Source organism: Agrilactobacillus fermenti, assembly GCF_021030645.1.
Taxonomy (GTDB): domain Bacteria; phylum Bacillota; class Bacilli; order Lactobacillales; family Lactobacillaceae; genus Agrilactobacillus; species Agrilactobacillus fermenti.
This window is the reverse complement of record NZ_JACGCJ010000029.1, coordinates 26457-37548: the sequence shown is the minus strand read 5'-3', so window position 1 is coordinate 37548 and position 11092 is coordinate 26457. Positions and strand designations below refer to the sequence as shown.

Annotated in this window: 24 protein-coding genes; 7 read left to right on the top strand and 17 right to left on the bottom strand. The window is 37.5% G+C overall.

What is annotated here, in order from left to right; translation table 11 throughout:
- Both FHQ08_RS10320 and FHQ08_RS10315 read right to left on the bottom strand, forming a co-directional pair.
- A partial coding sequence (locus FHQ08_RS10320; protein WP_230914335.1) for a hypothetical protein occupies positions 1-214 on the bottom strand: 214 nt, incomplete at its 3' end.
- Positions 189-425, bottom strand: coding sequence for a helix-turn-helix domain-containing protein (locus FHQ08_RS10315; RefSeq protein ID WP_269073936.1), 237 nt, complete (start codon positions 423-425; stop codon positions 189-191). The genes FHQ08_RS10320 and FHQ08_RS10315, both read right to left, overlap by 26 nt.
- A gap of 149 nt (positions 426-574) precedes the next feature.
- On the opposite strand from FHQ08_RS10315, the gene FHQ08_RS10310 reads away from it, so the two are divergent.
- Positions 575-802: a DUF2188 domain-containing protein gene (locus FHQ08_RS10310; RefSeq protein ID WP_230914334.1), complete on the top strand. Its 228-nt coding sequence runs from the start codon at positions 575-577 to the stop codon at positions 800-802.
- Positions 803-899: 97 nt separating this feature from the next.
- On the opposite strand, the gene FHQ08_RS10305 is transcribed toward FHQ08_RS10310, so the two are convergent.
- From FHQ08_RS10305 to FHQ08_RS10255, 13 genes are all read right to left on the bottom strand, one after another.
- Positions 900-1121, bottom strand: coding sequence for a hypothetical protein (locus FHQ08_RS10305; protein ID WP_230914333.1), 222 nt, complete (start codon positions 1119-1121; stop codon positions 900-902).
- Positions 1122-1124: 3 nt separating this feature from the next.
- Positions 1125-1448 (bottom strand): VRR-NUC domain-containing protein, encoded by a 324-nt coding sequence (locus FHQ08_RS10300; RefSeq protein WP_230914332.1) that lies wholly within the window; start codon positions 1446-1448, stop codon positions 1125-1127.
- Entirely contained in the window at positions 1439-1696 is a 258-nt protein-coding gene (locus FHQ08_RS10295) for a hypothetical protein (protein WP_230914331.1), read from the bottom strand. Before FHQ08_RS10295 ends, FHQ08_RS10300 begins: the two co-directional genes overlap by 10 nt.
- Positions 1668-2741: a DnaD domain-containing protein gene (locus tag FHQ08_RS10290; RefSeq protein ID WP_230914330.1), complete on the bottom strand. Its 1074-nt coding sequence runs from the start codon at positions 2739-2741 to the stop codon at positions 1668-1670. The genes FHQ08_RS10295 and FHQ08_RS10290 overlap by 29 nt, the downstream gene beginning before the upstream one ends.
- A 45-nt stretch (positions 2742-2786) precedes the next feature.
- The gene (locus FHQ08_RS10285) at positions 2787-3806 is read right to left on the bottom strand and encodes an exodeoxyribonuclease X C-terminal domain-containing protein (protein WP_230914329.1); all 1020 of its coding nucleotides are present in this window, start codon (positions 3804-3806) and stop codon (positions 2787-2789) included.
- Positions 3807-3808: 2 nt separating this feature from the next.
- Positions 3809-4399: a host-nuclease inhibitor Gam family protein gene (locus tag FHQ08_RS10280; RefSeq protein ID WP_230914328.1), complete on the bottom strand. Its 591-nt coding sequence runs from the start codon at positions 4397-4399 to the stop codon at positions 3809-3811.
- Positions 4399-4530 carry a hypothetical protein gene (locus FHQ08_RS13040; RefSeq protein WP_269073935.1) on the bottom strand — a complete coding sequence of 44 codons (132 nt, stop codon included), beginning with the start codon at positions 4528-4530 and terminating at the stop codon, positions 4399-4401. The genes FHQ08_RS10280 and FHQ08_RS13040 overlap by 1 nt, the downstream gene beginning before the upstream one ends.
- The gene (locus FHQ08_RS13315; protein WP_407929213.1) at positions 4517-4741 is read right to left on the bottom strand and encodes a helix-turn-helix domain-containing protein; all 225 of its coding nucleotides are present in this window, start codon (positions 4739-4741) and stop codon (positions 4517-4519) included. The genes FHQ08_RS13040 and FHQ08_RS13315 overlap by 14 nt, the downstream gene beginning before the upstream one ends.
- A 30-nt stretch (positions 4742-4771) precedes the next feature.
- Positions 4772-4969, bottom strand: a complete 198-nt coding sequence (locus tag FHQ08_RS10275) for a hypothetical protein (protein WP_230914327.1) — start codon at positions 4967-4969, stop codon at positions 4772-4774.
- Positions 4970-5086: 117 nt separating this feature from the next.
- Positions 5087-5395, bottom strand: coding sequence for a hypothetical protein (locus FHQ08_RS10270; protein ID WP_230914326.1), 309 nt, complete (start codon positions 5393-5395; stop codon positions 5087-5089).
- Positions 5395-5868, bottom strand: a complete 474-nt coding sequence (locus tag FHQ08_RS10265) for a hypothetical protein (protein ID WP_230914325.1) — start codon at positions 5866-5868, stop codon at positions 5395-5397. Before FHQ08_RS10265 ends, FHQ08_RS10270 begins: the two co-directional genes overlap by 1 nt.
- Positions 5869-5966: 98 nt before the next feature.
- On the bottom strand, positions 5967-6125 hold the full coding sequence (locus FHQ08_RS10260) for a hypothetical protein (protein ID WP_230914324.1): 159 nt from the start codon (positions 6123-6125) through the stop codon (positions 5967-5969).
- A gap of 279 nt (positions 6126-6404) precedes the next feature.
- Positions 6405-6569, bottom strand: coding sequence for a hypothetical protein (locus FHQ08_RS10255; protein WP_230914323.1), 165 nt, complete (start codon positions 6567-6569; stop codon positions 6405-6407).
- 76 nt (positions 6570-6645) lie between these two features.
- Between FHQ08_RS10255 and FHQ08_RS10250 the strand changes: the two genes are divergently transcribed.
- Complete coding sequence (locus tag FHQ08_RS10250) at positions 6646-6906, top strand: hypothetical protein (protein ID WP_230914322.1); 261 nt, start codon at positions 6646-6648, stop codon at positions 6904-6906.
- Here the strand turns inward: FHQ08_RS10250 and FHQ08_RS10245 are convergent.
- Positions 6895-7050, bottom strand: coding sequence for a hypothetical protein (locus FHQ08_RS10245; protein ID WP_230914321.1), 156 nt, complete (start codon positions 7048-7050; stop codon positions 6895-6897). The genes FHQ08_RS10250 and FHQ08_RS10245 overlap by 12 nt on opposite strands.
- On the bottom strand, positions 7047-7304 hold the full coding sequence (locus tag FHQ08_RS10240) for a helix-turn-helix transcriptional regulator (protein WP_230914320.1): 258 nt from the start codon (positions 7302-7304) through the stop codon (positions 7047-7049). The genes FHQ08_RS10245 and FHQ08_RS10240 overlap by 4 nt, the downstream gene beginning before the upstream one ends.
- A 164-nt stretch (positions 7305-7468) precedes the next feature.
- On the opposite strand from FHQ08_RS10240, the gene FHQ08_RS10235 reads away from it, so the two are divergent.
- The 5 genes from FHQ08_RS10235 (at position 7469) to FHQ08_RS10215 (ending at position 10965) form a co-directional block, all read left to right on the top strand.
- The gene (locus FHQ08_RS10235) at positions 7469-7849 is read left to right on the top strand and encodes a helix-turn-helix domain-containing protein (RefSeq protein WP_230914319.1); all 381 of its coding nucleotides are present in this window, start codon (positions 7469-7471) and stop codon (positions 7847-7849) included.
- Between the two features lie 12 nt (positions 7850-7861).
- Positions 7862-8311, top strand: a complete 450-nt coding sequence (locus FHQ08_RS10230) for an ImmA/IrrE family metallo-endopeptidase (RefSeq protein WP_230914318.1) — start codon at positions 7862-7864, stop codon at positions 8309-8311.
- Positions 8312-8330: 19 nt separating this feature from the next.
- Positions 8331-8828, top strand: coding sequence for an SHOCT domain-containing protein (locus tag FHQ08_RS13220; protein ID WP_230914317.1), 498 nt, complete (start codon positions 8331-8333; stop codon positions 8826-8828).
- 68 nt (positions 8829-8896) lie between these two features.
- Complete coding sequence (locus FHQ08_RS10220; protein ID WP_230914316.1) at positions 8897-9664, top strand: DUF3862 domain-containing protein; 768 nt, start codon at positions 8897-8899, stop codon at positions 9662-9664.
- Between the two features lie 113 nt (positions 9665-9777).
- Positions 9778-10965 (top strand): site-specific integrase, encoded by a 1188-nt coding sequence (locus tag FHQ08_RS10215; protein ID WP_230914315.1) that lies wholly within the window; start codon positions 9778-9780, stop codon positions 10963-10965.
- Positions 10966-11092 lie beyond the last annotated feature (127 nt).

Here is an 11092-nt window from a genome sequence, read left to right as displayed (position 1 = left end):
CATATGTTTTAATAACAGGTTTACCCGACTTAGTTAAGCGACGAAAACTTACAACGACCTTATTCCTCAATTCGCCTTCGATTTCTACCGAATCTTTGAGCAATATCATTGCTGAATTCTCATATAACTTTTGAATCTGACCAACCAGGTTACGGTACCTACCTTCGCCAAAACTAAGTACGGTTACTTCATCGCCTTTTTGTAGTTTTTTCATGATCTACCTCCCTAAATTCATCTAAGCTGATGTCCAATGCATCGGCTATTTTTACCATCAATTCAAAACTAGGTTTCTTAATTCTTCCCTGTTTAAGTTCAGACAAAACAGACGGATAAACGTTCATTTGTAATGCTAATTGCGTTAAGCTCAATCCCTTATCTAACAGGGCTTTATCAATTTTTTTCCAAATACTATTTCCGTTGTTCATTACAAAAACCCTTTCTCTGTAATTACAATATATTGTATTTGTAATAATTCTGTAACCTATATACAGTATGATGTAGGCCATCAATGCAACTCCAATTATCACTTTCTATCTCGTTGAAGCCATTGAAATACATCATGGAGGTCAATAATATGCCAAAAAACCAGTGGGTTTCTCCAACAAATTCTGGCTGGAAGGTTCATAGCGAAGGTTCAACAAGGGCAACTAAGAATTTCACCAACAAAACTCAAGCAATAGACTTTGCTAAGCAAATTGCAAAGAACCAAAGTTCAGAATTGATCGTTCAAAACAAAAATGGTCAAATTGGAATGAAAAACAGCTACGGTAATGATCCATTCCCACCTAGAGATAAAAACTAATCTCTAGATTAACTGACTAAGTATCCTAATTGCAGTTAGGATGCTTTTTTATTTCCAAACTTTTATAAAAACGCCCGATTCTTGCAAACTTCCACGATTAAATCTCCAAAATGTAGATGATTTTGCCATTTCTGCTAACTTTGCCAATCTTTACATCAAAACTTTTACCAGTTATTGCCATCAATCGTTCTGCAAGAAAAGCTTGAGTGCTGAGTTCAAACAGTAACGACTGTTGGCGATTATCCATGTGATCGATAATGAATTGAGCTTTCTCAAAGCTCTGTTTAAGCTCCAACTCTGCTAATGTTTCAACCTTCATACCCTATCTCCTCACAATCTTGATAGCGTCTTCCACAGACCTTGCTACGCCGTATAGCACGTCATCATCTTTAATTCTTAATGCAAATTGCTCTTGAACTTTACGCAACTTGCCAGTTTTATTTTTGACTTCGATATAGATTGCTTTGCCATCTGAATCTCTATGACCTGAAATGTCTGGGTATCCAGCTGGTAGGCCAGCAATATGACGGTTGCCTTTGCTAAAACTACCAGCGTTAGTGCGCCAAACGTGACAACCCAGACGGTTTAGTGCCTTAATGATATCGGCTTGAATATCTGATTCACGTTGCCGTTCGTTCAATTCCACGAGTCGAAAGCCTCCTGAACATATTTGTGCGTCTGATAATGACCAGCTTTGCTCAAAACATAAATATCAATCAGCATCTGATCACTCTCTAAATAATTGCTTTCTTGCGTGTCTAAACGCTTCGCCGCATCGTTAACAATCGACTGCATGACCTCTCGAACTGTTGTGGAGTCGCAGTACTCAGGTAGCGCAATCTCATCGATCCACTCCGCAACTAGATCAGGTATGTGTGCTATTTGTTTGATCATGTTTCGCCTCCTGTTTATTCTTAGATTTCGCCTGCTCTAATTCCGCGAACATAGCGGCTAAATCGGAATCCGATTCCGAATTTGGTTCTGGCTGTTTAGGTTGATCTTGCCCTTGCTGCTGTTCTTTAAACCAATCAGGCTCAGGCTCAACTGCTTGTGCTGACCGCTGGTTGTGGTATTGGCGTTTTTGGTTATTATGTGCCACGTCATCAGCTTTTACCTGCTCCATCGTGCTAATGTTTTTGGAATCCCATTGCTTCAAAATCCCGTCCGCATAGCTAAACGTCTTACCAGCTAGGGCAGCACGATTCATAGCTTCGGTCACAAGCTCTTCACCGAGATCGTTCACCCAGTCGTTAAGCCGTGTCTGGACAATGCTGTTCATCACACCAAAGACTTGTTGATAAAGGGTATATACTCCCTTAGGAGCAACAGCAGCTGGTTTTTTCGTGCTCTTAGTCACGCCTTGATCAGCTTCAGAACTTTTCACGCTCGCTGACGTGCCTTTGTCCTGTTGTTGTTCTGTTATTTTATGATTATGATTTATATTATGATTTATATTCTTTTGCGATACCCTATTTTCAGTTTTTGATACTGTATCGATAGGGTATCGATAGTGTATTTTATTTTCTGAATTTGGCACTGTTTTGTCGACAATCGGATAACCATATTCGTGACATTTTTTAATGACTTCTTGTCCAAATTCTAGTGTCTGGATATCAAGTAACTCATTGTCGATTACTTTGGCAACCTTAGGTGACTTAGCAGAATTTACTTTTAGCCATTGGTTCAGCATGATTTCATTGTTTTCAGGGTTGTAGTAGACTCTGCCAGCTGTCTCAAATGCTTTTAAATATTTGATTATCTGGTCTTTATCTAGTCCTGTTTCGAATTGTGTATAACGCATACTAAGCTGATAGACGCCACATTGGGTCGTTTTCTTGTTAGTCCACAGATATACATATAAAAGCTTCTGAAGTGGCTCTAACTCACCAATAAAATCATCTATCCAAAAGTCGGTTGGTATCTGTCTAAAGATAGCCAATATTTCACCTCCCGATTTACCTCCCACCCACCACTTAACTATTGATTATTGAAATGGATCTTCAAGACCATCTAACTCTGTCTGATTCATATCTTCTTTAGGTACTTCATTTTTGCTGTCTTGCTCTAACTTCTTGATGAATCGTTCTGCTTGAGCATTCGTAAAGTTCTGGTAGTGCTCGGCCTTATAGCTTTGCATAACAGTGATTGCATCAATACCACGTAATTCGGAGATCTTGAATATCAGGTCTTTGATCTGTTCTTTTTGTGCTTCATTGATAGGTTCTTTAATGTCTGAGTGTGATTCGTGTGTGGCTTGTTGTTCATTTTGGTTAGGGTCAGGGTTAGAAGTATTTGTTTTAGGATTTTTGGCTTGTTGAACGACCAATTCAGCGGCACGCTTAACATCTTGTTTTTTGCTATTTTGAATCAACCAGTTAAGGTACCCAGCATTCTCCTTGTAAACCTCGCTTAACGTCTTGTCACGATATTTGCCAAACGTAAGTTTGAAATTAGCTGCTTCTTTGTCCGTCATAGTCGCGGCTTTCTCATTATGGTTTAAGTCCATATCCTCAATGTCTTGGGTAAATAGGTCTGATAATGATGCCACGGTCAAAGCAGCATCGACTTCAGAACGCTTTTTTGCCATCTTCAAAATCGTATTTTGTAAGTCATAAGGATCACCTTTTACGTATTTACGTTCTCGTGTGTTAGCACTGCCCATGCCCTCAGTAATGATCATGCCGTCTTTGATGAGCGTGGTCTTGAATTGATATTGAAAGAAACCTTTGTCGTAGTCCTCAATCTTATCAACGATATCGAATTTACTAGTTAGGCCCATCAGCATGAAGATCTTCTCTGCACCAGCTTTAAGCAGCGTTGGTTTTGTGGTCCCCGGGATCTCACCGAAATCCTTACCTTTTTGTAGAGTGCTACTAACGATCGTTTGAAATTTATTGATGGTCTGGATCTGTTGTGCGACAGAATCAATTTGATCACTATCAATGAGATTCATTAGCTGATTTTTTGGTGTCGTTGGCATGACTGACACTTCTTTATTTTCCATGATTATTTATCCCCCTTGATTCGTGGCCAAGTAATATTTAACGATTCTTCCCCAGTCTGATATTCGACGCCTTCAAGCGGTTCGCCATCTTCGTTTACTACTTTGCCATCAGCATTTTGTGTAACTTTTTTGAGTTCAGAACGATTGATAGTTTGTTTGATGACCTTGGCAGCCAGTTCAGTATGCTTGATCTGTTCAAGTAGCTTCTGTTCATCTGTAACCACTAGCTTAGTGCTACCTTTACGTGTGCCAACAGAACCGTGAGGTGTTTTGATACGTGCCTTGGGGTCATCTTGACGTAGATCTTGCAAGTAGTGAAACAGCTGCGCTTGAAAATAATTAATACTATCTTGATTGCCTTTTGTCTGGTCCTGATACCATTGTTCGATTCGTAAATGTTCAGAATCCGATAGCGCTTTATCTTCCTTCATTTGAGCCTGTAATGCTTCGATTTTGCGTAATGCCCAGTCAGCTTGGTGGATATTGGTGATTGACCAAGGCGTTTTCTCACCTTCATTGAATTTATCAACGTCACTTTGTAATTTCTTATCTTTTTGTATCTCATTGATCTCTGATTGTTTCATTGCGTCCATTACCATTCATCTCCATCTTCATATTTGGCTTCATAAGCCTGTTCTTCCATCCGGTCTAATTCGTCCTGATCTTGTTCATCGCGTTCCATAACCTCTAACCACGCCTGATAAAAAGCTTCATTGCCATCCATATTCGATCTCCTTCTTTGGGTAGTAATCAAAAAGCTCATGCATAGGTACTTGAAAGTAATCGCAAAGCTTTTCAATCACATCAAATTTGATCATGCTGTTTCGGTCATAGTAGATACTAGTGAGCGTATTTCGGGAAATACCCGTTTCTTTTGAAAGCTGTGTAATCGATATACGTTGCTCACCTACGAATCTTGAAAGATGATTTTCCATTTACTCACCTTTTCTGCTATACTTAGTTTGTTAAAATTTTAAGAATGTATGTGTCTCAGCTGCCGGTGCGCCAACACTGGTGGCTTTTTTGTGTACATAAGGCAATTGTTCTCGGTTGATCTGACGACGTTTTTCAATTTGAAACTGGTCATCTGCTGTTTTAACAACTAACTGAGATAATTCACGATCATGCCATTGTTGCATGTGCTGTTTCCAATTAATCTTCATCAATGTTGCCCCCTTATTTTCCAAAACGTTCTTTCATTGTTACGAATGATGTTTAGAAGGATCTTCCATTCCTCCATGCTTAAATCAATTTTCTTTAACCCCATATTTCTCACTCTCCTAAATCAAGCTTTGTTGATTGTTATTGATCCATTCTCGAACAGCAGCCGGCCAGAACATCTTCTTTGTGCCTTTTGCAAAAAATGGAAAACCAGGCTGTTCTAAATAATAATCAGTAATTGTTGATGGATCGCAATGCAGTATCTGCTCTGCAACTTCTCTTTGTGTCATCGCACGTTCACGAGTTAATTTTTCTTCAATGATTTTTTCGATAATCGGTGTCATTTTTTTAGCTAAGCGATCAGCAATAGCATTGATCAATACTTCTTGTTCATTATCTTCATCGCCAAGTGCAACAGTCACGTCCATCAGATTACCTCCTCATCAATGTAAAGCTCCCAGTCACGCATAATTGCAGCTTTATAATTGCTTTTTTCTTCGATCTCCTCATCTAATTCTTTGACATATTTTAAAACGCGGCGCCGATCGGTATCAGTTCGATCTTCTTTGTTCTTGCCAAGTAACAATGTAAATTCGGGGTCAAGTTTCTTACGATCATTCTCTTCTTTAGCTTGGCTAAAATATCGGGCTTGTGGTGTATCTTGTAATCTTTTATCAGACAATACGCGAACCCCCGTTAAATATTCTGCAATGGCAAGACTGAAGCGATAGTCCTTTAAAGCACGTCCTAACTTTATAAGCATGTCGGCAGGAATATCGCCTCTTGCTAACCAGTTACTGACCGCTGCTTGTGTTACATGTATTGACTGAGCAACAAGTGATTTAGTCCAGCCGGTAGCGTTTAGAGCATTATCAAATTCTTCAATAATGTTTACACTCATGTTCCACACCCTCTTTAATGTGAATATAATGCCTATTTTCTAAACTGTATTTAACGATAAAATCAATATGATGATGGTCAGGTTTATGATAAGAACAATTAGATACCGATCGTGAGTTCTCTAATATTCTCTGAACGTTCTTCAAGCAATTCCGTGTACGCTTTTTCTAAAACATCTCTTGAGAAATCTTCTAAAATATCGCGGTGCAGTGTTGGATTGATGTGCAATAGCTTATTAATCAGAGTTTCTTTATCCATGTGATCACCTCCGTTCTTTGAAAACTAAATATTGGTAGTATTTGATATAATCACTTCTAAAGGAGGTGACTATTATCAAAATTGACGAAACAGAACTGACAAATATTTATATGTTTGGCTCTAATACGAATGCTGAAATTGATACATCGTGGGTCAAAGATATAAATGAAGTTAGAAAGTAAATTATTAATGAATCAAGCAGAACAATTATTTATGAAGAATTTCCGAAAGGATTTAAATTTCTGATGATTCAAGAACCGAATAAAATCTCGTTAAAAACTAATTATCCGTTGAACCGAAATTCCTCGGGAAAATTTGAAGTTGAATTTCCTTCTTAGTTTGCTTGATTTTGGACGCCAATTTGTTATCAGTGTTGATGGCACTGATTATGAAGGCGTCTTTTTTATTAAAAATAATAAAATTCACTTTCTCTTTCTTATTCATTTCGTCACCTCCGCTCATTGACAATTAAATATCGGTAGCATTTGATATAATCACTTCTGAAGGAGGTGATTATACTTTGGAGAAAATTGAATATCATTTAGATGCCGAAGACTCTCTCTATACAGCCATCGGAAAGACAATTGCGGAATTTAATCTGGATGCACAAACACATACTATGGTTGGCGCAACACCAGATGATATGGTCGACTTTGTCATCAAGAATATCTTCCCTAAATTTTCCGATGAACTGAAAACGCAGTTTGAAATAGAATTAAAAAAATCTATCAAGCTCTCTCAATATGAAAGTTTTGGAAAGAATCGTGGTTTAAATCTTTAAAGTTGTTCCACCGACTATTTGAGTTCCACTCTGTTTGAGCCAATTTTCAATATTGCTTTTTTGCTTTGAGTGCCCCTCGCTACCACTAATAGCTTGGAGCACTTTTTTAATATCATCGGCTGAACCTTCAATTGTTAATTTCATTTCGTCACCTCCTCATTCATGGCGTTTTTATAATCCGATTCGCGTACTTCACTCTCGAAAAAAATAGGCCATTTAATTTTTAATTTTTCAGCCATCGTTTTAGCATTAGCAATTTCAGGGTCTCGATAGCCTTGCTCATATGAAGAATAAGTTGTCTTAGGAATATTTAAATAACTTGCCATTTGATTTTGCGTCATTCCACGTGACTCTCTAACGTGTTTTAACCACAATCTCTGTTTAGTCTTTTTATCCATTTAATCACCACCTTGTAGTACAAAGCGCGTACTTGATTACAAAAATAAATATAATACACATTGCGTACTTAGTCAACAGTTAAATACTCTTTTTGTGTATTTTATTCTTTTATCTTTGTAATACGCGATTTGCGTACTAAAATACATGTAAAGGAGGTTATTCAATGTTCGCAGATAAATTAAAAGAATTGCGAAAGTCTAAGCCAGGGCTAACGCAGGAAGCTCTCGCAAAACAACTCGGCATTGCGAAAACCACCTATTCTTCATATGAGCAAGGTAAAAGGCAACCCGATTATGAAATGCTACAAAAAATTGCAAATTACTTTGATGTGACGAGCGACTATCTACTAGGTATTAACCAGACCCCCAAGGATGCAACGTCACGTGAAGTGTCTGATCTAAAACGTATTCTTGAACAACAACCCTTAACATATGAAAAAACTCCTGTGACTGACAAAGATAGAGAAGCAATACAGAATATTTTAATCGGTTATTTCTGGAATAAGGGCCGCCATCGTGTTGAACACGATAATGACAATGATTAGTGTGGTGATTTGATGAAATATAATACTTTGGATGAGTTTCTTGACTCGGTAGATGATTCTGGCATTACCGATCCAGTTCGACTGTGCCATTTTTACGATGTTGATATTGATATAACTGATCGCTTGCCAAGCAACATCTTAGGGTATTCCGATCCGATTCAGCGAGTCATATTTATTAATTCTGCGGTTCATCTCCCCTTTCAGTACATGTTGATTGGACATGAATTAACACATAATGTTCTCGGAGAGGAACCTGCAGCATATTATGCAAGTAGTTATACACCAACACTGAAATCTGAAAAGCAAGCAAATGACGGCGCGCTTTATATCTTAGTAAAGTCTTATATGGATAAAGCAGATTTAGACAGTCCTTGGCAAATTAATGTTTCTAACTTCTTGGAGTATTTTGATATTCCAGAAATGTATTTTTACCAAGTTGAACAAACTATAAGGCGTCTTTAATTTTAGGGAGGTGTAAGAAGTGAGAAGCGAACCAGAACCAATTACGATTACTGGGGTAAACGGACGTGCAACTGCCTATGAAGACCATGTTAATATCTCGAGAAAAAGTTTTGGTGGTCTACTTTTTCAAGGCTTTAAGGGTGAAAAAGAAATATTTTATTCAGATTTAAAAGGAATTGAATACAAAAAACCAAATTTAATGTTGAATGGTTATATTCAATTTATTACCAATGCAGAACTGGCAAAAAATCAAGCGGTTGGATGGGTTGGGACAACGTTGGATGCTGCCGAAGACCCTAATGCAATTATTTTACGTGCCTTCAAAAAAAGTAATGTCAGGATGTATGAGAAGTTTCATCGGTACGTCATGCTCAAGCTTCAAGCAGCAAAACAGTCAAAGGTTCAGAATATCAATCTTTCAAATGCATCTTATTCAACAGCTGACGAGCTTCAAAAACTAGCGACACTCAGAGATCAAGGAATCATTTCGAATGAAGAATTTCAGCAACAAAAGTAAAAGCTTTTAAATCAATAGTCTCGTATGCATAAGTACAAGTTTTTTCACTTAAATTTGGGGGGATCCACATGGAAAGTAGAAGCAGAAGTCACAAAAGCAACAAAGGTAGAAAAGTCACAAAAAATAAGCAACCTAAGAAACAGCCAAATGGCAAGAAGCCATTATATAAGCGCTGGTGGTTCTGGCTTATAGTTATCATACTTTTGATTGCTATTGGTGGTGGTCTTGGTGGTAATGGAACTAAGAAACAAGCACAAGAACAAAATACATCAAATAGTTCTTCACAATCATCTAGTTCTGTGCAAAAGCAAGATTCCTCTTCGTCTTCTTCGACAAATAACAATAAAGCCAAAATAACTCGTGCCGATTTTGATGCTGTAAAAGTTGGCGACCTTATGGAGCAAGGTAATGGTGGTCTGAGTATGGACGAAGCTAAAGCTAAATTTGGTAAACCCTCTTCAGAAAGCTCTTCTACCACTCAAAATATCAACACTAATGTACTGACTTGGACAAATATTGACGGCAAATTCGGTTCATCAATGATCTTGTCCTTTACAGATGGCAAAGCATTCAACAAGACCCTTTCTGGATTCAAACTAGGCCGTAAACAGAAGATAACTCTTGACCAATTTAATTCCATTCAAAATGGCACTTCATATAACGATGCAATAAAACAATTCGGAGAACCTGACGGATTGAGTGAATCATTAATTGGTGGTAATAAGTCAGTTACAGCAAGCTACTTGACTGGTATCCAAGGAGATTTAGGCGCCAACTTCCAGCTGACGTTTGAAAATGATGCATTAGCTAGTAAAAGCCAATATAGTATGAAATAAGAATCATGATTTAATAAATCAAGCCCTCTCCTGGGCTTTTATTTAACACCCGAAAAGAACATACGTTTGTGTACTTTAATATAATTTATTAACAAAATGGAGGTTTAACCAATATGCGAAAATGGAAACTACTAAAGCGGCATCCTAATATTTATGAATATGAAACGCGAAGAGGCAAGCGGTATGGTCTTCGACGTGGTTTTACAACAAGTGAAGGAAAGAAAGAAGAGTACACAAAATCTGGTTTTTTAACATGGCGTGACGCTGATGTTGTTTTAAAAAAATTTGAGGTCGATCTATCTGAAGGCAAAATTGGCTTAATTGCTACCAACAATATTACACTTGATGCCTATTTTAACCGCATTGCACAAAAGAAATATCAGCTTGGAATATGGAAAGACTCCACTCGTAAAACCACAACAAACTATTATAGAAAGTATTTAAAACCTAGATTCGGTAAAAAACAGTTAGATGAAATTTCAAGATCACAATTTCAAGACTTTTTGGATAATTTAGCAACCAAGGGTTTAGCAAAATCGACCATTCGTACAATTACTTCTGTTATGTTACAAGTAATGAATGACGCTGAACATGAAGACATTATTTATAAAAATAGGCTAAAAGGCATGCTGATTCGTGGACGCGAACCAAAGGACTTAAGTCTTGAGCCAAAAGATTTTGATAAATGGATTAAAACGGCTAATAAAATATTAGATAGATATTTAATGGCATTTGTTTACGTTGGTACTCTAGGTGAACGTCGTGGTGAGTTGATGGGGCTACGTTCTGAATCGTTTAAATTTGGCTTTGATGATGTTCATCAGCGTGAGATCTGTTCAATTACTTTTGATTTGCAAAGAACCTCCGACTTCCCAAATGGTACAACTTTAAAAACAAAATCATCATATAGAACGATCTGGGTTTGTGGAGAAATCATTGATTACATCAAATTCGCATTACAAACAGCAGACAATCTACGTATGCGAAATAATATCTCTGCGGACACAAAAAAGTGGGTCTGGCTCAATGATTCAGGTGAACCTTTCCATCCAACTCATCTCAATCGGGTGATGCATAAAGTTGAAAAAGCTTCTGGTATTCATATCACGCCCCATATGTTACGACATTATTTCGCTACCGAAGCTATTTCATCCAATACACCGCAGATCGATGTCATGCACTGGTTAGGTCATAAAAACATTCAAATGACAGCTGATTATACTCGACCAAACCAGCCAAATTCACTTAAGGTTTATTCCAATGTTGACAATACTTTGGGCATGTTCGACGGTACAAAATAACAAATTTTAAATTGTACCGTCCAATGTACCGTATTTTTACCAACTTGTATCATCTTCTATCAGTTTTTAACCACAAAAAAACAGCCCTATATCAAGGAAAAACGTACCTTGATACAGGGCTGAAATT

What these genes read in the sequence shown, in the direction of transcription:
- FHQ08_RS10315 (WP_269073936.1), bottom strand. Translation starts at nt 425, where the DNA reads ATGAACAACGGAAATAGTATTTGGAAAAAAATTGATAAAGCCCTGTTA.
- FHQ08_RS10310 (WP_230914334.1), top strand. Translation starts at nt 575, where the DNA reads ATGCCAAAAAACCAGTGGGTTTCTCCAACAAATTCTGGCTGGAAGGTT.
- FHQ08_RS10305 (WP_230914333.1), bottom strand. Translation starts at nt 1,121, where the DNA reads ATGAAGGTTGAAACATTAGCAGAGTTGGAGCTTAAACAGAGCTTTGAG.
- FHQ08_RS10295 (WP_230914331.1), bottom strand. Translation starts at nt 1,696, where the DNA reads ATGATCAAACAAATAGCACACATACCTGATCTAGTTGCGGAGTGGATC.
- FHQ08_RS10285 (WP_230914329.1), bottom strand. Translation starts at nt 3,806, where the DNA reads ATGGAAAATAAAGAAGTGTCAGTCATGCCAACGACACCAAAAAATCAG.
- FHQ08_RS10280 (WP_230914328.1), bottom strand. Translation starts at nt 4,399, where the DNA reads ATGGACGCAATGAAACAATCAGAGATCAATGAGATACAAAAAGATAAG.
- FHQ08_RS13040 (WP_269073935.1), bottom strand. Translation starts at nt 4,530, where the DNA reads ATGGATGGCAATGAAGCTTTTTATCAGGCGTGGTTAGAGGTTATGGAA.
- FHQ08_RS13315 (WP_407929213.1), bottom strand. Translation starts at nt 4,741, where the DNA reads ATGGAAAATCATCTTTCAAGATTCGTAGGTGAGCAACGTATATCGATT.
- FHQ08_RS10275 (WP_230914327.1), bottom strand. Translation starts at nt 4,969, where the DNA reads ATGAAGATTAATTGGAAACAGCACATGCAACAATGGCATGATCGTGAA.
- FHQ08_RS10270 (WP_230914326.1), bottom strand. Translation starts at nt 5,395, where the DNA reads ATGGACGTGACTGTTGCACTTGGCGATGAAGATAATGAACAAGAAGTA.
- FHQ08_RS10265 (WP_230914325.1), bottom strand. Translation starts at nt 5,868, where the DNA reads ATGAGTGTAAACATTATTGAAGAATTTGATAATGCTCTAAACGCTACC.
- FHQ08_RS10260 (WP_230914324.1), bottom strand. Translation starts at nt 6,125, where the DNA reads ATGGATAAAGAAACTCTGATTAATAAGCTATTGCACATCAATCCAACA.
- FHQ08_RS10255 (WP_230914323.1), bottom strand. Translation starts at nt 6,569, where the DNA reads ATGAATAAGAAAGAGAAAGTGAATTTTATTATTTTTAATAAAAAAGAC.
- FHQ08_RS10245 (WP_230914321.1), bottom strand. Translation starts at nt 7,050, where the DNA reads ATGAAATTAACAATTGAAGGTTCAGCCGATGATATTAAAAAAGTGCTC.
- FHQ08_RS10240 (WP_230914320.1), bottom strand. Translation starts at nt 7,304, where the DNA reads ATGGATAAAAAGACTAAACAGAGATTGTGGTTAAAACACGTTAGAGAG.
- FHQ08_RS10235 (WP_230914319.1), top strand. Translation starts at nt 7,469, where the DNA reads ATGTTCGCAGATAAATTAAAAGAATTGCGAAAGTCTAAGCCAGGGCTA.
- FHQ08_RS10230 (WP_230914318.1), top strand. Translation starts at nt 7,862, where the DNA reads ATGAAATATAATACTTTGGATGAGTTTCTTGACTCGGTAGATGATTCT.
- FHQ08_RS10220 (WP_230914316.1), top strand. Translation starts at nt 8,897, where the DNA reads ATGGAAAGTAGAAGCAGAAGTCACAAAAGCAACAAAGGTAGAAAAGTC.
- FHQ08_RS10215 (WP_230914315.1), top strand. Translation starts at nt 9,778, where the DNA reads ATGCGAAAATGGAAACTACTAAAGCGGCATCCTAATATTTATGAATAT.